Source organism: Pseudoalteromonas translucida KMM 520 (assembly GCF_001465295.1).
In the GTDB taxonomy this organism is placed as follows: Bacteria; Pseudomonadota; Gammaproteobacteria; order Enterobacterales; family Alteromonadaceae; genus Pseudoalteromonas; species Pseudoalteromonas translucida.
In genome coordinates this window covers 1980348-1996563 of the sequence record NZ_CP011034.1, presented here as the reverse complement: position 1 = coordinate 1996563, position 16216 = coordinate 1980348, and the positions used below count along the sequence as shown (strand labels likewise).

Annotated in this window: 11 protein-coding genes; 8 read left to right on the top strand and 3 right to left on the bottom strand. The window is 37.8% G+C overall.

The genetic code is table 11. The annotated features are described in order from the left end of the window. Nucleotide 1: 1 nt before the first annotated feature. Genes PTRA_RS09280 through PTRA_RS09270 form a run of 3 tightly spaced genes read right to left on the bottom strand, consistent with a single transcriptional unit; the run spans nt 2 to nt 2307 of the window. The gene (locus PTRA_RS09280; RefSeq protein ID WP_024594202.1) at nt 2-859 is read right to left on the bottom strand and encodes an HD domain-containing protein; all 858 of its coding nucleotides are present in this window, start codon (nt 857-859) and stop codon (nt 2-4) included. Then, on the bottom strand, nt 852-2063 hold the full coding sequence (locus PTRA_RS09275; RefSeq protein ID WP_058373565.1) for a site-specific integrase: 1212 nt from the start codon (nt 2061-2063) through the stop codon (nt 852-854). Before PTRA_RS09275 ends, PTRA_RS09280 begins: the two co-directional genes overlap by 8 nt. Continuing rightward, nucleotides 2056-2307: a hypothetical protein gene (locus tag PTRA_RS09270; RefSeq protein ID WP_024594200.1), complete on the bottom strand. Its 252-nt coding sequence runs from the start codon at nt 2305-2307 to the stop codon at nt 2056-2058. The genes PTRA_RS09275 and PTRA_RS09270 overlap by 8 nt, the downstream gene beginning before the upstream one ends. Nucleotides 2308-2394: 87 nt before the next feature. On the opposite strand from PTRA_RS09270, the gene PTRA_RS09265 reads away from it, so the two are divergent. The 8 genes from PTRA_RS09265 (at nt 2395) to pglX (PTRA_RS09230) (ending at nt 16216) form a co-directional block, all read left to right on the top strand. Next, entirely contained in the window at nt 2395-2625 is a 231-nt protein-coding gene (locus PTRA_RS09265) for a helix-turn-helix domain-containing protein (protein WP_058373564.1), read from the top strand. 250 nt (nt 2626-2875) lie between these two features. Beyond that, entirely contained in the window at nt 2876-3763 is an 888-nt protein-coding gene (locus tag PTRA_RS09260; RefSeq protein ID WP_058373563.1) for a WYL domain-containing protein, read from the top strand. A gap of 24 nt (nt 3764-3787) precedes the next feature. Beyond that, nucleotides 3788-4387 carry a DUF1819 family protein gene (locus PTRA_RS09255; protein ID WP_058373562.1) on the top strand — a complete coding sequence of 200 codons (600 nt, stop codon included), beginning with the start codon at nt 3788-3790 and terminating at the stop codon, nt 4385-4387. After that, nucleotides 4387-4992 carry a DUF1788 domain-containing protein gene (locus PTRA_RS09250; RefSeq protein WP_058373561.1) on the top strand — a complete coding sequence of 202 codons (606 nt, stop codon included), beginning with the start codon at nt 4387-4389 and terminating at the stop codon, nt 4990-4992. The genes PTRA_RS09255 and PTRA_RS09250 overlap by 1 nt, the downstream gene beginning before the upstream one ends. A 35-nt stretch (nt 4993-5027) precedes the next feature. Continuing rightward, a complete protein-coding gene (brxC, locus tag PTRA_RS09245; RefSeq protein WP_058373560.1) occupies nt 5028-8717 on the top strand; it encodes a BREX system P-loop protein BrxC in 3690 nt (1229 codons plus the stop codon). A gap of 25 nt (nt 8718-8742) precedes the next feature. Next, nucleotides 8743-12405 carry a BREX-1 system adenine-specific DNA-methyltransferase PglX gene (gene pglX / locus PTRA_RS09240; RefSeq protein WP_058373559.1) on the top strand — a complete coding sequence of 1221 codons (3663 nt, stop codon included), beginning with the start codon at nt 8743-8745 and terminating at the stop codon, nt 12403-12405. 1 nt (nt 12406) lies between these two features. Continuing rightward, a complete protein-coding gene (locus PTRA_RS09235) occupies nt 12407-12868 on the top strand; it encodes a hypothetical protein (RefSeq protein ID WP_058373558.1) in 462 nt (153 codons plus the stop codon). Continuing rightward, on the top strand, nt 12869-16216 hold the full coding sequence (pglX, locus tag PTRA_RS09230; protein ID WP_058373557.1) for a BREX-1 system adenine-specific DNA-methyltransferase PglX: 3348 nt from the start codon (nt 12869-12871) through the stop codon (nt 16214-16216).

The window sequence follows — 16216 nt, the reverse complement described above, 5'->3', positions numbered from 1 at the left end:
GTTAACTCATTCTTTTAAGAACTTTATCGCCAACTTTACAAAAATGGTAATAATCAGGAAGCTCTTGAAATTTAGCATGTATAAAAGCTGATTCAGAAGAGCATCGGTCAGCTTGTTGCACAATATGCTCAATTGCATATCTCGCTTGATAGCCAGATGGCTTGGCTGCTAATAAACTGCTTAATAACTCCAGCAATTGCCTATTACGACTGCCTAGCTTCGCTAAAGGTTCAGCTAAGATAGCAAAGTTATAACCTTCGTGTGGTCCTGGTATGTAGCGATCGTTGGCTTGATGTAGCATGACAAATATTTTACCAATATCGTGAAATAAGCCAGCTACTAATGCAGCTTGGCATTCAATACTGGAATGATTTAAGTGTTTAGCATTATTAAATGCAATTTCAGCTACCTCTATACTGTGCTCAAACAATCCATGAGTATAAGAGTGATGGTGGTTTAGGCTAGCCGGTGCTTGTATGAATTTTTGTAAAATGCTTTGTTTAGTTAAAATAAAATCAATAAAAGGCTGCAACTCACTGCATGTGACAAAGCTAAGCAGCTTAAAAAATCGTGCTATTAAATGCTCATTTGTATTATTTATCATCGAAGTTAAATTAAGGTACTGCTGTTCGTTACATTGAGAAAGTATAGGCTCTATATCACAAACAACATGATTACCCATTATATCGTGAGTTAACTGAAATTGAGCTAAGCCAGACACTATTTGGCATTTTCTAGCAATATCAGCAGATGTAATAGCGTAAATTATTTGCTTACTTATCAATAGCTCACAATTGGCTGTTGGCAAAGTACCATTAATATGTAAATTTTTTAACCAACCATAGATATAGTTATTCATAAGTAGCCTCTTCTTCAATGTTGGCATTTAGAAGTAGGCGATCAAAAGCACTACCATCTTGTCGAGTATTGTTTGGAACATAACGGCTATAAACTTCAAATAGCATTTTAGTCGTGCTGTGACCCATTTGTTTAGCTATCCATTCAGGATTTTCACCAGCAGAAAGCCATAAGGTTGCGCATGTATGTCTTGTTTGATAAGGGCGTCTCCTCTTTAAAGAGAGCTCTTCTAGCGTTGGATACCATACCCTTTTAGTTATATTTCGATGATCAAGAGGGTTACCTTTTTTATTACAAAAAACATAAGTGTTCTTACCAGTTATTTTGAATTGTGTTTTTAATGCATCAACAACAACTCTAGATAGCTGGATATTTCTATATGATGTGGCTGTTTTAGGTGTCTCAACATTGCCATCAACTAAGGTTTCATGAATAGTAATTTCATTTCGATCAAAGTTAACGTATTCCCACTTGAGGCCATCAATCTCTGCTGTTCGTATCGCAGTAAAAAAGCGAACGGTATAATAATTACGAAAATCACTTCTTACATACTTAAGAAATTGCTGAACTTCATTGAGTGAAAAAGGTTCTATCTTGGTTTTAACTACTTTTAGTGGTTTTATATTGTTAAAAGGAGTTTGAAAATCATAACGTAATGACGCTTCTTTAAGTATGCCTCTAAGAGGTGTCATAACATGATTGATCCAATCATTACTCAATTGTTTTTTACTACTACGCTTAGGCTCTAATATGCCCGCGCGATATTTAATAATATGAGCACGGCTTATTTCATCAAGATTAAACTTGCCAAATTCAGGAATTAAATAACGCTCAAAGATCATAGACACATTTTTAAAATGACTAATTTTCCAATGAATTTTACTTTCTTCTAGCCACTCATAAGCAAATGCCTCGAAGTTAGGTACATTCTGTAAAATAACATCAGCTTTATTCGTTTCATTAGCTTTTATAGCTTCTATCTGGTCATCAAACAGTTTAAATGCCTTGCAGCGGTTACTATTCGGAAACATATCTCGGTAAACAAAACGATCGAGCATAATTTGAATTTCAATATTTTCTAGAACTTTCTCAAGTTTGATACGATTAGCTTTTGTATCCTTGAGTAAGGTCTGCTCACGACATCGTATATTTTGATAATAAAAATCAAAAAACAACTTATCGTTTCGGCTTCTTACACTAGCCATAACATACACCTCCACTTGCGAGAGGAATGACAAATTCGCGCTCAGCTTTATACGTGGTGTTGTACATTTCTTCCATTACACTTTCTAAAAGGTAAAGTATTTTTCTTGATCCAAAAGGTCTAATGTAATGCTCACCCTCAAAAAAAACATTGTCTTTCAACTTACGGTTAATGTAATCTGGGCTGAACTTAATAAAGCTTGAAAGTTCTTTAGCAGAAAGCAAAGTAAATTCATTTTTAATCATAGAAGTATCCTCACAAGAAACTAAAGTGATTAAATCATATAGAAAGTATCCTGTAAAGAAACTTTTTAAATAATTGGTTGTATTAAAATGATTGTTTATAACTTAAAGGAATTAATCGCAGCTAAGTCATTGAAAGAGGGACGTAAAATTACGTTAGATGAAGTTGCAAATGCCGCAGGAGTAAATAAAGCCGCTATGTCTAAAATGGCTAATAACAATAATTACTCAACAACGACGCGTACTTTGGATGCATTATGTGCTTACTTCGACTGCAAAATAGAAGAGATAATCACGTATAAAAAGTCGATAATTAACTAAAGAGTAGTATTAAAAGCGTTAGATAGATTAATACTGCATAACCTGTATATATTATTTAAGATATGATTCTATATAGACTTAAGAGCAAGTGGTGAAAATCTATTTTGATTGATATCAACTAGTCAGTCTAAATAATATTTTATCTAAAGTGATATGAATTATGAGTGAATTTAAGATTCATCAAAAATTATTTGATATCTATTCACTTTATGAACATACTAGGTTCACTTAGTTGATTTTATAATTAGAAATGAATTTAAACAATATTGGCTTTACTCAAAAACAACGTTTGTCATACATTGATTTTAAACTTTTTTTTGTTGGATATGTTACGAGAGCTGAAATAGTTTCTTATTTCGAGAAAGGGTTAACCTCGGCTACTCGTGATATCAATCTCTATAAAGAGTTGTGCCCTGAAAATATGGTATATGACTCAAAAGAAAAGAGATATTTTCAAGCTGCGGGCTTTAGGCCCTTATTCACACATGACCCTCGCAAAACCCTTGTAAAACTTTCTAACCAAATAACCGATGGCTTTGATGCTATTGGCGATACGACATTCCCCGTCGAAGCGCCAAGCCAGTTAAATATTCCTGATATTTTTATTGTCGCAAAGTTGGTTCAAGCAGTAATTAATCAAAAAGCAGTTAATATCACTTACACCTCCCTAAGTAGCGGCTCAGGAGAAAGAGATATCGTTCCCCACAGTATCGTCGATAATGGTTTGCGCTGGCATGTGAGAGCTTATGATCGTAAATCTAACAGTTTTCGGGATTTTGTATTAACTAGAATTACAAAGGCCGTATTAGAATATTCAGAGATACAACCTTTAGAAGTCAAAATAAGCGACCACCATTGGATGCGCATGATGCCGTTACAACTCGTTCCTCACCCCCATAACGTAAGTCATCCTACTGCAATCGCATTAGACTATGGAATGGACGGAGGAAAACTGTCGCTGAATGTGAGGGCTGCTATGGCTGGTTATTTATTGAGACGTTGGAATGTTGATTGTACCGCTGATGCAGAACTTGTTGGTGCTGAATACCAACTGTGGCTCAAAAACCGTCAAACCCTTTTCGGCGCAGAAAACTTAGCAATTGCTCCTGGTTATGTGCCTGAATTGGAAGAACTATAAATGACGACTCCAAGCATAATACAAATGAATTCATACAAAGACTACCTTGGCGACCTTATTGGTGGCAGCTTAATGATCAAAGAAAGTCAGACAGTCGCTGAGCTATTACTTAAAAAACCGTCACAAAAAGAGTGGTTAGAAGCCATTGTAAACCAAAATATTTTACAAAAACGCTCTGACGCTTCAGCAAAGAGGAATGCGGCTACTATCAAAAAGCGTTTAGAAGATATGTCAGACAAATACCTAGAACTAATCGCATTTGGTAGCACTGAGCTATCAACTCAGTTAATGTTTGCAGCTACGTTAATTAACTGCACATTACTTGCTGATTTTATGCGCAATGTAGTGTTAGATGCTAAACGTATGTTCCGTGAAAGTTTAGATGTAGCTGATTGGGAGTCTTTTTGGGATGAACGCATTAGATTATTCCCTGAGTTAGCTCAAATGTCACAATCATCGACTTACAAAATATCTCAAGTAGCTTTTAAAACCATAGCTGACGCTGGTTATATAGAAACAACACGGAATAAAAAAATACAAAATGTATATTTGTTACCAGAAGTGAGAGACTTGCTTCTAGAGATCAACAGAGACGATATTATTTCAGCGATGGAGTTGCACTAATGGTTGAGCTTAAAACTAAACAACAAAAACGACTTCATGAGCGGCTTGATGAAATTCAGCCCAAGATTGAAAGCGAAGATTTTTTAAAAAACCAAGGTTTAGGAAACGAGATTGGCTTTTACGTATTTGACTACCCACCAGAGTCAGAATTGACTGTAAGAGAGCATTTAGAATACATGACAGAGCGCCTTGATAAACGTGGGCGTAATTTTAAAAGCATCAACTTGTTTGAAGCCATTATTGAATTGCTCGATTCCCGCAAACTTACTGAAAGAGCATTTAAAGTACAAAAAGAGCGCGGTGATGACGCGTTATTCAACGCATTAAAGGGGCCTCTTGAGCAAAACCGAGTCGCTGAATTTATCGCCTCAAAAATAGACTTCGGCTCTTGTGAAAAAAACAAAACTGAGTTCATTTTACTTCATGGGCTTGGGAGCGCGTGGCCTATTATTCGTGGCCACGGCTTATTAAACGCTCTACATGCTAAGGTAGGCAACGTACCAACGGTACTTTTCTATCCTGGTGAGTACGACGGTACAGCGTTAAAACCCTTTGGCAGAATCGAATCAAATAACTATTATCGTGCATTTAAACTAGTACCGTAAACGGACTTGCAATCAAACAACAAGGATAAAATAACATGCAAATTAAAGACTTATTTACTAAAGATATAAACCGACCAATTAATGGTGTTGTAAAAGCTGACCAATTAGAAAACAGCACTGTTTTTACCGAGCTAGATGAATATGTAATCACCACCGAATTAGCAAAACACTTCGAAGAGTTCTTCGATGCGTATATGCCTTCAGTGCGTGATCCAAAAGCAAAAGCTGCATCAGGTAAATTAGGGATCTGGGTAAGTGGCTTTTTTGGTTCAGGTAAATCTCACTTCATCAAAATATTGTCATACCTTTTACAAAACATTCAAGCGACAAACGGTGAGTTTGATAAATCAGCTATCGAGTTTTTCAAAGATAAAAACCTAGATGGCTTCTTATTAGGTGAAATAGACACTGCGGTTACCAAAGATAATACCGTCATCCTTTTTAATATCGACAGCCGTGCCAACACAGATGACGGCGATGATGCAATATTAAAAGTGTTCTTAAAAGTTTTTAACGAGCAAATGGGCTTCAGTGGAGATCACCCTCATATTGCGCACCTTGAACGCGAATTAGACCAACGAGGTGTATTTGAACAGTTCAAAAAAGAGTTCAATGCGTTAGCGTCTGCTAACTGGATAGAAGAAAGAGATGCTTACGACTTCTTCCGAGACGACATGGCAGATGCGCTTGGTAAGGTAACTAATCAATCAACTGAATCAGCAAGGCAGTGGGTTGAGCAACTTGAAAACAACTTCACGTTAGACGTTAGCAACTTTTGTAAATGGGTAAAAGAATACCTAGATGTAAGCTCAGACCGCCGAGTGTTGTTTTTTGTGGATGAAGTGGGGCAGTTCATTGGTAACAACGCCCAGATGATGCTGAAACTTCAAACAATCACTGAAAACCTCGGTACTATTTGTGAAGGCCGTGCTTGGGTCGTTGTTACTTCTCAAGAAGACATCGATGCAGTAATTGGGCAAATGACAGGCTCAAAAGGTCATGATTTCTCAAAAATCCAAGGCCGATTTGAACGCCTATCTCTTTCAAGCTCAAACACCAGTGAGGTGATAGAGAAACGCCTGCTATCAAAAGAAGAGGCGGCTCGTATTGAGCTCCAGGACTTGTATGATCAAAAGGGTGACATTCTAAGAAACCAGTTAGCTTTTGACAGTACAACAACCGCTGAGTTAGCTAACTATAAAGATGCAAGTAGCTTTATTAATAGCTATCCATTTGTACCTTATCATTATATTTTAGTTCAAAAAATATTTGAAGCTATTCGTAAAGCGGGTGCAACAGGCTTACATTTAAGCCGTGGTGAGCGATCTTTGTTAGATGCATTCCAAAGTGCTGCCAAACAAGTCCGAAATGAAAATGTCGGAGTTCTAATTCCGTTATATTTTTTCTACCCAGCTATCGAAAGTTTCCTCGATACATCGGTTAAAAAAGATATCGACCAAGCATCCGTTAAAGAATCTATATCGCCGTTTACGCTGAATATATTAAAAACCCTGTTTTTAATTCGTTATGTCGATGTAATTAAGTCAACGTTAGATAACTTAGTTACCCTGTGTGTAGGCAAAGTCGATGAAGACCGATTAGCGTTAAGGCGCGAAATTGAACAGGCTTTAAATGCTCTAGAGCTTAATATGCTTATCGCTCGCCAAGGTGACGAGTACATTTTCCTTACTAACGAAGAAAAAGAAATTGAGCAGGAAATTCAAAAAACTGAAATAGAGTTATCTGATCAAACTAAGAAGATTAGCGATCTAATTTTTGATGATGTGCTGCGTCGTGAAGCGAACTATCGCTACCCTGAAAACAAGCAAGATTTCCCTATCAGCCGTTTTTGTAATGGTAGTCCACGAGATGGCTCTCAAGAAAACGACTTAGTAGTGAAAGTGATCACACCTAGAGATCCCAACTACGATGAATATACATCTACCGTATGTGCTAATCGTTCAATGGACGGTGATAGTGGCTCGATAATCATCAAGTTGGCTGAAAATAACAGAGTATTCAGAGACATCGAAACGTTTATTCGAACAAGTAAGTTTTTACGCGGCAACTCTGGTAAACGCCCAGAACAACAACAGTTACTTCATCAAAAAGCGACAGAAAACCAAGATCGAAATCGCCGCTTGATAGGAGAAGTAGAGGAGCTACTAAAAGATGCTGAATTTTACGCATTAGGCTCTAAACAAAATCCAAAAGGCGGAGCGGTAAGCTCAATACTTCAAGAGCTTTATCGCTACGTAATTGAAAACACATTCAGTAAATTAAAGTTAGTTAAACCATTTCCAGGTGATATTCGCCGCGAGATTCAAAATACCTTAGTTGCAGACGATGTTAGTCAAATTGGTCTCGATTTAAACGCTGATGAAATAAATCCGTTAGCGTCTTTAGAAGTAGAAAAGTTCATAACCCTTGGCGATGACACTGGCAGAGCAATTACCGCAGAAGACATTGTAAAACGCTTTTCAAAACGTCCATTTGGTTGGAATGATGAAGAAATAATTTTAATCATTTCGCGTTTAGCATTAGCTAACAAAATTTGCTTTCAAATGCGTCAACAAGAAGTCCCTTTAAAAAGTGCATACGACAATCTAACACAAGTTAGAAAGCGCGCAGAGCTTCGTATTCGACGTATTAAACAACAGTCTGAAGCTAACTTAAACCGTGCGGCTAAATTGTTTAAAAACGTGTTTGGTAAAAATGCTCCAGACAGTGAAAAAGAGCTGTTCAACATTGCTCAAACTAATATAAGCACCATGAAAAAGAAGCTTGATGGCTTTGCAAACAAAGCATCAACGGGGCATTACCCAGGTGTTAAAGATATTGAGAATGGCCGAGTATTACTGGCGGGTTTAATTGAAGCGCAATCAAGCTATCAGTTTATTGAATCATTCCTCGCTAATGGTGATGAGCTACTTGATTTTGAAGAAGACTACCAAGATCTTGAAAACTTCTACGAAACTCAATTTTCAACTTGGCAAAAGTTGTACAAAGCACTCACTATCGACTTTGACCGCAACCGCATAGCACTCGAAAAAGAGGAAAATGCGATAGCAGCGCTGCAAAAGTTAGAATCTATTTTTAATAAAGAGCGCCCGTACCGTGACATACGCGAAGTAGAACCGCTTATTGAAAGTGTAAACAAAGTTAACGAGGCTTTGTTAACTGAAAAGCGCACTCATGCAAAGGCAAGAATCGATATTCGTATCGAGCATGTAACTGAGCAAATTAAAGCCGCTGGCGCGGTAAACAGCGATATTAGCAATAAAGCGCTTTACCCACTACAAAATGCTAAAAAGCGTGTTGATACACTGCAAGGAATTGCTGAAATACATCAAGAGATCACTGAAGCTGCCACACTTGAAGAAGATGCCTACGAACTAATCAATAAGTTCATTGAACAACAGCAAGCACTCGCAGAGCAAAAAGCCAAAGAAGTAGCACAAAAGGCTAAACAAGCCCCCGAACCAGCATCAGCTTCAGGTATAGACTCAGAAAGTGGTAACTACAAACCAACAAAAACTGAGCCAAAAAAAGTAGCAAAACCAACACCGAAAAAAATAGTTTCTGTTGATACCTCAAGTGTGATGCGAGAGGTAAATGCCGCTGGTGTGATAGAAACCGAGCAAGATATTGAGGACTACTTATCAGCACTAAAAGCAAAACTAACGACATTAGTTAATAGCAACAATAAAGTGCGTATCAGATAATCACGGATGACATTTAAGGTGAAATATGAACACTAAAAACTTAAAAGCATACGCACCTAAAGCGCGTAAACAATTTATTGAAGCCATTAGAAAGCGTGCTGCTCACTTTGGTATATATGAAGACCGAATAGCAGAAGTTCGCATTGAAGGCGGGGCTGCCATAATCGAAGGCCGTGCTTTTACTCGCAAAGAAGGTGAGCAACGTAAGCGTTTAGAAAGCAAAATTGCTGAACGTGCGTCTGCGACCTACCAAGAAAAGTACGATATGTTCACCCGTGAAATGGCCTATACATGGTTTAATCGCCTCGCAGCACTGCGTTATATGGAAATACATGACTACTTTGATCATGGTTTTCGTGTGCTTTCCCCTGTAAAGAGCCATCTTAGTAATGCCGATAGCCTACCTGAAATCTTAAATCATGCATCCGATGTAGCTGAAAGTTTAAATTTAGATAAAGACCATATTATTGAGTTGCAACTAGCCGGTGATAAAGAAGAAGAGCTGTATCGTGAATTGCTATTAGGCCAATGTCATCAATTAGCTAAAATTATGCCTCAGATCTTTAAAGGCTTAGCGTTTGAGGCGATTGATGATGCAACAGAGTTATTGTTACCTAATAACCTGACTAAAACAGATTCTATCCTAAAAGGGTTAATCAACGATATCCCAGAGGAAGACTGGCAAGAAATTGAAGTTATCGGTTGGCTATATCAGTTTTACATTTCAGAGCATAAAGACGCTGTTATCGGTAAAGTCGTTAAGTCAGAAGACATTCCAGCAGCCACTCAGCTATTTACGCCAAACTGGATTGTCAAATACCTAGTACAAAACTCTGTGGGTAGGCAATGGTTAGCCACTTACCCAGACTCAGAGCTTAAAGGCAAAATGGAATATTACATTGAACCTGCTGAGCAGTCTGAAGATGTTATTGAACAGCTAAAAGCTATAACGCCAACCAGTATAGACCCAGAAGAAATTAAAGTGCTCGACCCTGCCTGTGGCTCAGGTCATATTTTAGTTGAAGTATATGAAGTATTGCGTGAAATCTATCTTGAACGTGGTTACCGCCTTCGTGAAATACCCGAACTAATCCTTACCAAGAACATTTATGGTTTAGATATTGATGATCGGGCGGCGCAGCTTGCTGGTTTTGCATTAATGATGAAAGCGCGTGAAGACGACAGGCGCATCTTTCAACGAGTTGAAGATGGTGAAGTATCATTAAACGTATTCTCGCTGCAATCTACTGAACACCTTGATATTACGAAATTATGGAAGGCTTTGGATTTAGAAGGTAATCAACAAGCAGGTGTCACAAGAGGCTTGTTTGATACACCTGAAGAGTTTATTCAACCAACAAGTATTTACAAAGACTATTTTGAACTACTGCAAGCCCTAAAGTCGTCCTTTTTACAAGCAAAAACACGTGGCTCTCTTATAGATATCGATCATCAATTGATAAATAACCTTTTGGCACTTAAAGCTGAGCTGAAAAATAAAATCCAAGGGCCTGATCCTGCTGGCAAGCAAGCGTCAATGATACTGTTTCCTTTAATATGTCAATCTATAGCGCTAGCTCAAAACTATGATTGCATTATTGCTAACCCTCCATACATGGGCAGTAATGGCATGAATAAAGAGTTGAAAGCATACGTATCCAAAAACTATTCTGAAGCAAAATCAGACTTATATAGTTGTTTTGTCATAGCTGCAAAAAAACAATTAGCAAAAACTGGAGTCGCCTCCTTTATCACAATTCAAGGATGGATGTTTTTGTCGTCATTTGATGAGTTTAGAAAGAAATTGTTGACAAAATCTACGTTACTGAACATCAATCATATAGGGTTTAATAGCTTTCCTTCTTTGAATTCAAAAATTGCTCTGGGAAGCTGCTTAACGTTCTCAAATCACCACATTCCTAATTATTTGGGGAGTTATATTGATCTAAATAGTGGGTCACAGTCTGCGGATAAAGGAGTTTTATTTACATCTAGTAAAAATGAAAGAACTCACTTTGTAAATAACAACGAATTTGAAAAAATTAGCGGAAGTCCAATTGCTTATTGGCTTAGTGATAGCTTAAGGGACAGTTTCGAACGATTCAAACCCTTATCTCTAAGCGCAAGTGCTGGAAAAGGAATAGATACTGGGGATAACGAAAAATTTCTCAGAGCATGGTTTGAAATAGAAAGCTCCGTAAAGTGGGTTCCGTACCTAAAAGGTGGTGGTGTTAAACGTTGGTATGGGAATAGAGAGTTTGTAATTAACTGGGATGAAGACGGCAAAGAGTTAAAATCTTTTCCTAAATCAAACTTAAGAAATTCAAAAAACTTTTTCAAAGAAGGAATAAATTGGACGCGTATTGGAATTAAACCTTCTTTTCGTTATTTTGAAGAAGGCTTTATTTTTGATTCTACAGGCCCCTGTATTTTTAAAGACGGGGATATATCAAGCTTACTAGGATATTTAAACTCAGGAATTGTGACAAGCTTTCTAAAGGTTTTGTCTGCAACTCTTGACTTTCAGAGTGGGCACATTTCAAAAATACCAGTACCTGACGCTGTTTATAGTGACAAAAAACTTAAAACATTTGCTGACCAAGCTATAGATATATCTCGTGAAGATTTTAATTTATTTGAAACATCACCTGACTTCAAAGTTTCTCCATTGGTTGAAAAGAGTTCGGGCAAATTGTTGTCTGAATCTATGTCGAATTATTTTATTTCGTCGCATAGTCGCGCAGAATTATTACTAGAATTAGAGACTGAGATAGATGCTCACTCAGAGCAGTTATTGGGGGTAGATGATGTATCTACTCAAAAAGAAATTTCCGATATTACATTGCTGGCAAATGCTCAATATAGATACTCTAATGTAAAAGAAAAAGAGAGTGTCGCCAGTATTTTTAGCTCAGATACATTATGCGAACTTCTGTCATACTGTCTAGGTTGCATGATGGGACGCTACTCTCTTGATATGCATGGGTTAGTTTACGCACGCTCTGGTAATAAAGGTTTTAAAGACCTTCTAACAGGCGGAGTTTACAAGTCATTCACTGCCGACGATGACAGTATTATTCCACTAGCCTCAGAAGAATGGTTGTTTGACGACGATGCAACATCTCGCTTTAAAGAATTTGTAAAAAAAGTCTGGGGTGTCGAACACTTATCGGAAAACCTAGAATTTGTAGCTGAAACTTTATGTTTACATGCATTGAAGCCTAAGAAGGGCGAAAGTGCGATGGATACCGTTCGTCGTTATTTCTCAACGCAATTCTTTAAAGATCATTGCAAGACCTACAAAAAACGCCCTATCTACTGGTTATTTAGCTCAGGTAAAGAAAAAGCCTTTGAATGCTTAGTTTATCTGCACCGCTATAACGAAGGTACGCTGTCGCGTATGCGTACCGAGTACGTTACGCCTCTAATGGGTAAATACGAGGCTCAGCATACACTCCTTTCCGAGCAACAACTGCAAGCCACAGGCACAGAATCTCGTGGTATTGAAAAAGACTTAAAGTCGCTTGAGAAAAAACAAGCCGAACTGCGCGCTTTCGATGAGCAGTTAAAGCACTACGCCGAAATGCGCATTACGCTTGACCTAGACGACGGCGTAAAAGCCAACTACGGAAAATTCGGCAACCTATTAGCTGATGTAAAAGCCATCCACGGAAAGGCGGTGAAGTAACGTGAACTGCAATCCGCAGCATTTTACCCGTAAAGAATTAGCCGACTTTTACGAGCGGCTAATTCTTTTATGGGAAAATGGTGACTTGCTTAATCAGCGCTTTAATATTCGCTCAAGTAAAGCTTACAAGCGTTTAAAAGAGCAGTATGCATTCGATTTAATACCTCATGGAAACTTAGATTTAATTAAAGCTGAGTTTTATACGTTTGACTTAAACCTTAATATTGAGAGCAAAAACGTAATACATTTTCATAATGCCAAAAATAATATTCTGAAAAGTTATTTTTACCATATAAGAAATGTTGCGGGTCATGCTGATATAAAGAAAGTTAAGTTTGGAAAAATAAATTGGTATGTTTTTGAACACCGCTTTTCGAATCAAATAAAGCTATTTGGACTATTTAAGGCCGCTGACTTTTGGAAAGTTCACCATGAACTAATTAGCTTAAAGGGAAATAAGTAAATGGAACTAAAATTAATAAAAAAATATGCACTAGAAGCACGAGTTTTATTTAAAGCTGCAATTGAGTCACAGCTAAACTTAATTGATAAGAGCGACGATTTGATTGCAAAAATCAATAAGTTTGGGGAAGAGGAAGTTGTAGAGCAAGCTGCCTATACATGGTTTAACCGCTTATGCGCTATTAGATACCTTGAGCTCAATGATAAGTTACCGCACGGTTTTAGGGTTTTATCACACCCATTGCAAACAAGCGCGTTTCAAATTGTAGAAAACCTAGAAGAGCTAACGGACGACTTTAATTTAGACAAATCTCAGGTGATAGAGTTAGTTTTAGAGGGAACTCACGACGAAAAGCTATTTAGAATGGCGTTACTTGGTCAATGTGAACAACTCGCTCAGGGAATTAATAAGTTATTTGGTGAAGACACTCGCTGGGTTAATGAACTATTGCCATCTGATTTAACGCGGACTAAATCTATTGTTCGTTTTGTTGTAGATGGCTTAGATGAATCATTTTGGCAGACTATTGATGTGTTTAATCAGTTGTTTTCTGCTTATTACGCCGATATAAAAAAAGAATTACCAAAAAAAACAGGTATTAAGGAACTAGCAAAAGCCACCCAAACGACAGAGCCAAAGTGGGTCAGCCAATATATGGTAGAAAATACTTTGGCTAGACGATGGCTTGAGTTATTTCCTGATTCAACGATTGCTAGCTCTTTGGAATATTTTTTGCCTGATGCTGAGCAACCAGATGAAGTTAACCAGCATATTACTAATATTGCGACAACACCTAGCTATGACCTTCGCGAATTAAAAGTTTTAGATGCTGCGTGTGGCTCTGGAAGAAATCTGTTACTCGCGTACGACATTTTAGTGAATATTTATCTCGAAAAAGGGTTTAGAGCACGGGATATCCCGCAAGAAATTTTTGAGCATAACCTTGTGGGCTTTGATATTGATGAACGAGCAATTCAAATATCGTCCCTTACCTTGGTATTACGATCTGCTGAACAAGATAGACTTTTTTTAACAAGAGGTTACCAACCTAATGTATTGCTGCTATCTGATGCTAATGGGCTAGGTGCAATAGCATCGCCAGAGCAAATTGGTGATGGTAAAAATAGTTTTGCCATTAAGGAAGCACTTGAACAAAAATATGATGCCATAGTGACCTACCCACCTAATTTAGGGATACTAGGGGCTGATGAGTCGTTAATTAATTTAAAAGAAGCTGCTAAAAAAGACTTTGCTGCAACTAAGAGTAATTTGGCGACGATGTTTTTTAGTAGAACGTTAGATTTACTTAAGCCTGATGGCTTCACATCTTTGATTTTAAAAGATAGCTGGATGTTTATGTCTCGATACGAAAAAATGCGAGACATTTTATTTGATAAACACTCAATATGCAGTCTGGCTCATTTAGGCCGTGGGGTTATACCTGACCAACACCAAATGAATGCTGTAGTGATCAGAAATAGCCACCTACCAAGCTTTGAAGCGAGATATTGCTTTACAAGCAATGCGGATATCATTGATAAACAAATAGACGAAAGCTCTGATACATTAGAAGAGCAATACATTTTGCCTAGACCAAAAAGCTTTCCTTGTGATAATTCACGCAATGTGTGCAACTCGTTAGCGAAAATGTCAAACGTTCCAACTAAACCGTTATCGTATTGGGCATCAGAAGGTTTACAGAATGCATTTTCGTTGGGGCAGCCTTTTAAGTCTAGTGTGGCAACACTGCCAGCAGGTAAAAACATTGACCGTGATAAATATGTTAGGCAGTGGTGGGAGCTAAATAATCATGATTTAGATAGCGAACAAGGCAGTTGGAAGCCCATAATTTCAGGTGGAGAGTATAGGCGTTGGTATGGAAACATTAATGGCTATGTAAATACGAAGGAATCTGAAATTGGTCAACTTAATCAACAATTAGAAAGCAAAGTTAACTCTTGGACCGCTTTGGCGCCGACGTTTAATGCTCGAGAAGTACCATCTGACGCTATTTATGATGCGTCAGGCCCTTGCTTTGCCCCAAGTGAAAATATTACTGATGAGCAAACAAGGTTGTTTCAGTTGGGTTTGTTAAACTCTTCAATGTTTAACCGTTTAGTCAAAACGGTGTATCCAGAAGGGGTTTTAGGCTCAATAAGACCAAATGATTTAGCCGTGTTACCTATTGTTGATGATGAAAAAGCAGCTATTGCAGATACTGTGGAGCAACTTGTTGAGTGTTCAAAAGAAGACTGGCATAGCGTAGAAACATCAATAGCGTTTGGCAGCCATCCTATTATGCTTGAACATCTTAAGGCAAGTTCGACATTGATAGCAGATGACTTTTTAACGATTGAATCTGATACACATCAATTTGTTAATTATATTAGCTCGCTGGAGCAAAGCTTAAATGAGCATGTAGATGAAAGCTATCAAATTGACGCAAATGAGCGAGTAGTAATATCTGCATCTGATTTGTCTTTCTATAAAAACCCATACTTTACTGTTGGTACGAATTTAGACGAAAGCGAACCTGATGCTTATAAAGCGAAGGTGCTTAATACTTTTAGATCGGATACCGTGGTTAGTTTAATAAGTTATATTGTAGGCTGCATAATGGGTCGATTTAGTTATACCGGTGACGGGGTGGTTTTTGCAAACCAAGACGTTAGTCAGTTTAAATCGGTATTAAACAAGGGAATGTACTCAAGCTTTCAGCCGGATGATGATGCAATTGTGCCGTTAGCAGAGGATTCTTGGGTATATGAAGATGATGCAACAGGCAGGGTAGTTGAGTTTGTAAAAAGTGTTTGGGGAGCTGAGAGCTTAAACCAAAATATTAATTTCATTGCTGATAGCTTGATACTTAATGCAATTAATCCTAAGAAGGCTGAGTCAGCAGAAAATACTCTTAGAAGATACTTATCAACTCAATTTTTTAAAGAACATGTCACTAAGTATGCAAGAAAGCCAATATACTGGTTATTTAGCTCAGGAAAAGAAAAAGCCTTTGAGTGTTTAGTCTATATGCATCGCTATAACGAAAGCACTTTGTCGCGTATGCGTACTGAGTATCTTATACCGCTGATTGGTGCATACGAAGCTCAATATAATTTGTTATCTGAGCAACAACTACAAGCCACAGGCACGGAAGCACGTACTATCGAAAAAGACTTAAAGTCACTTGGGGGAAAACAAGCCGAACTTCGCTCTTTTGATGAACAACTCAAACACTTCGCTGAAAAACGTATTACTCTCGACCTCGACGACGGGGTAAAAGTTAACTACGGCAAATTTGGCAATTTACTGAGCGATGTAAAAGCCATCCACGGAAAGGTGGTGAATTAA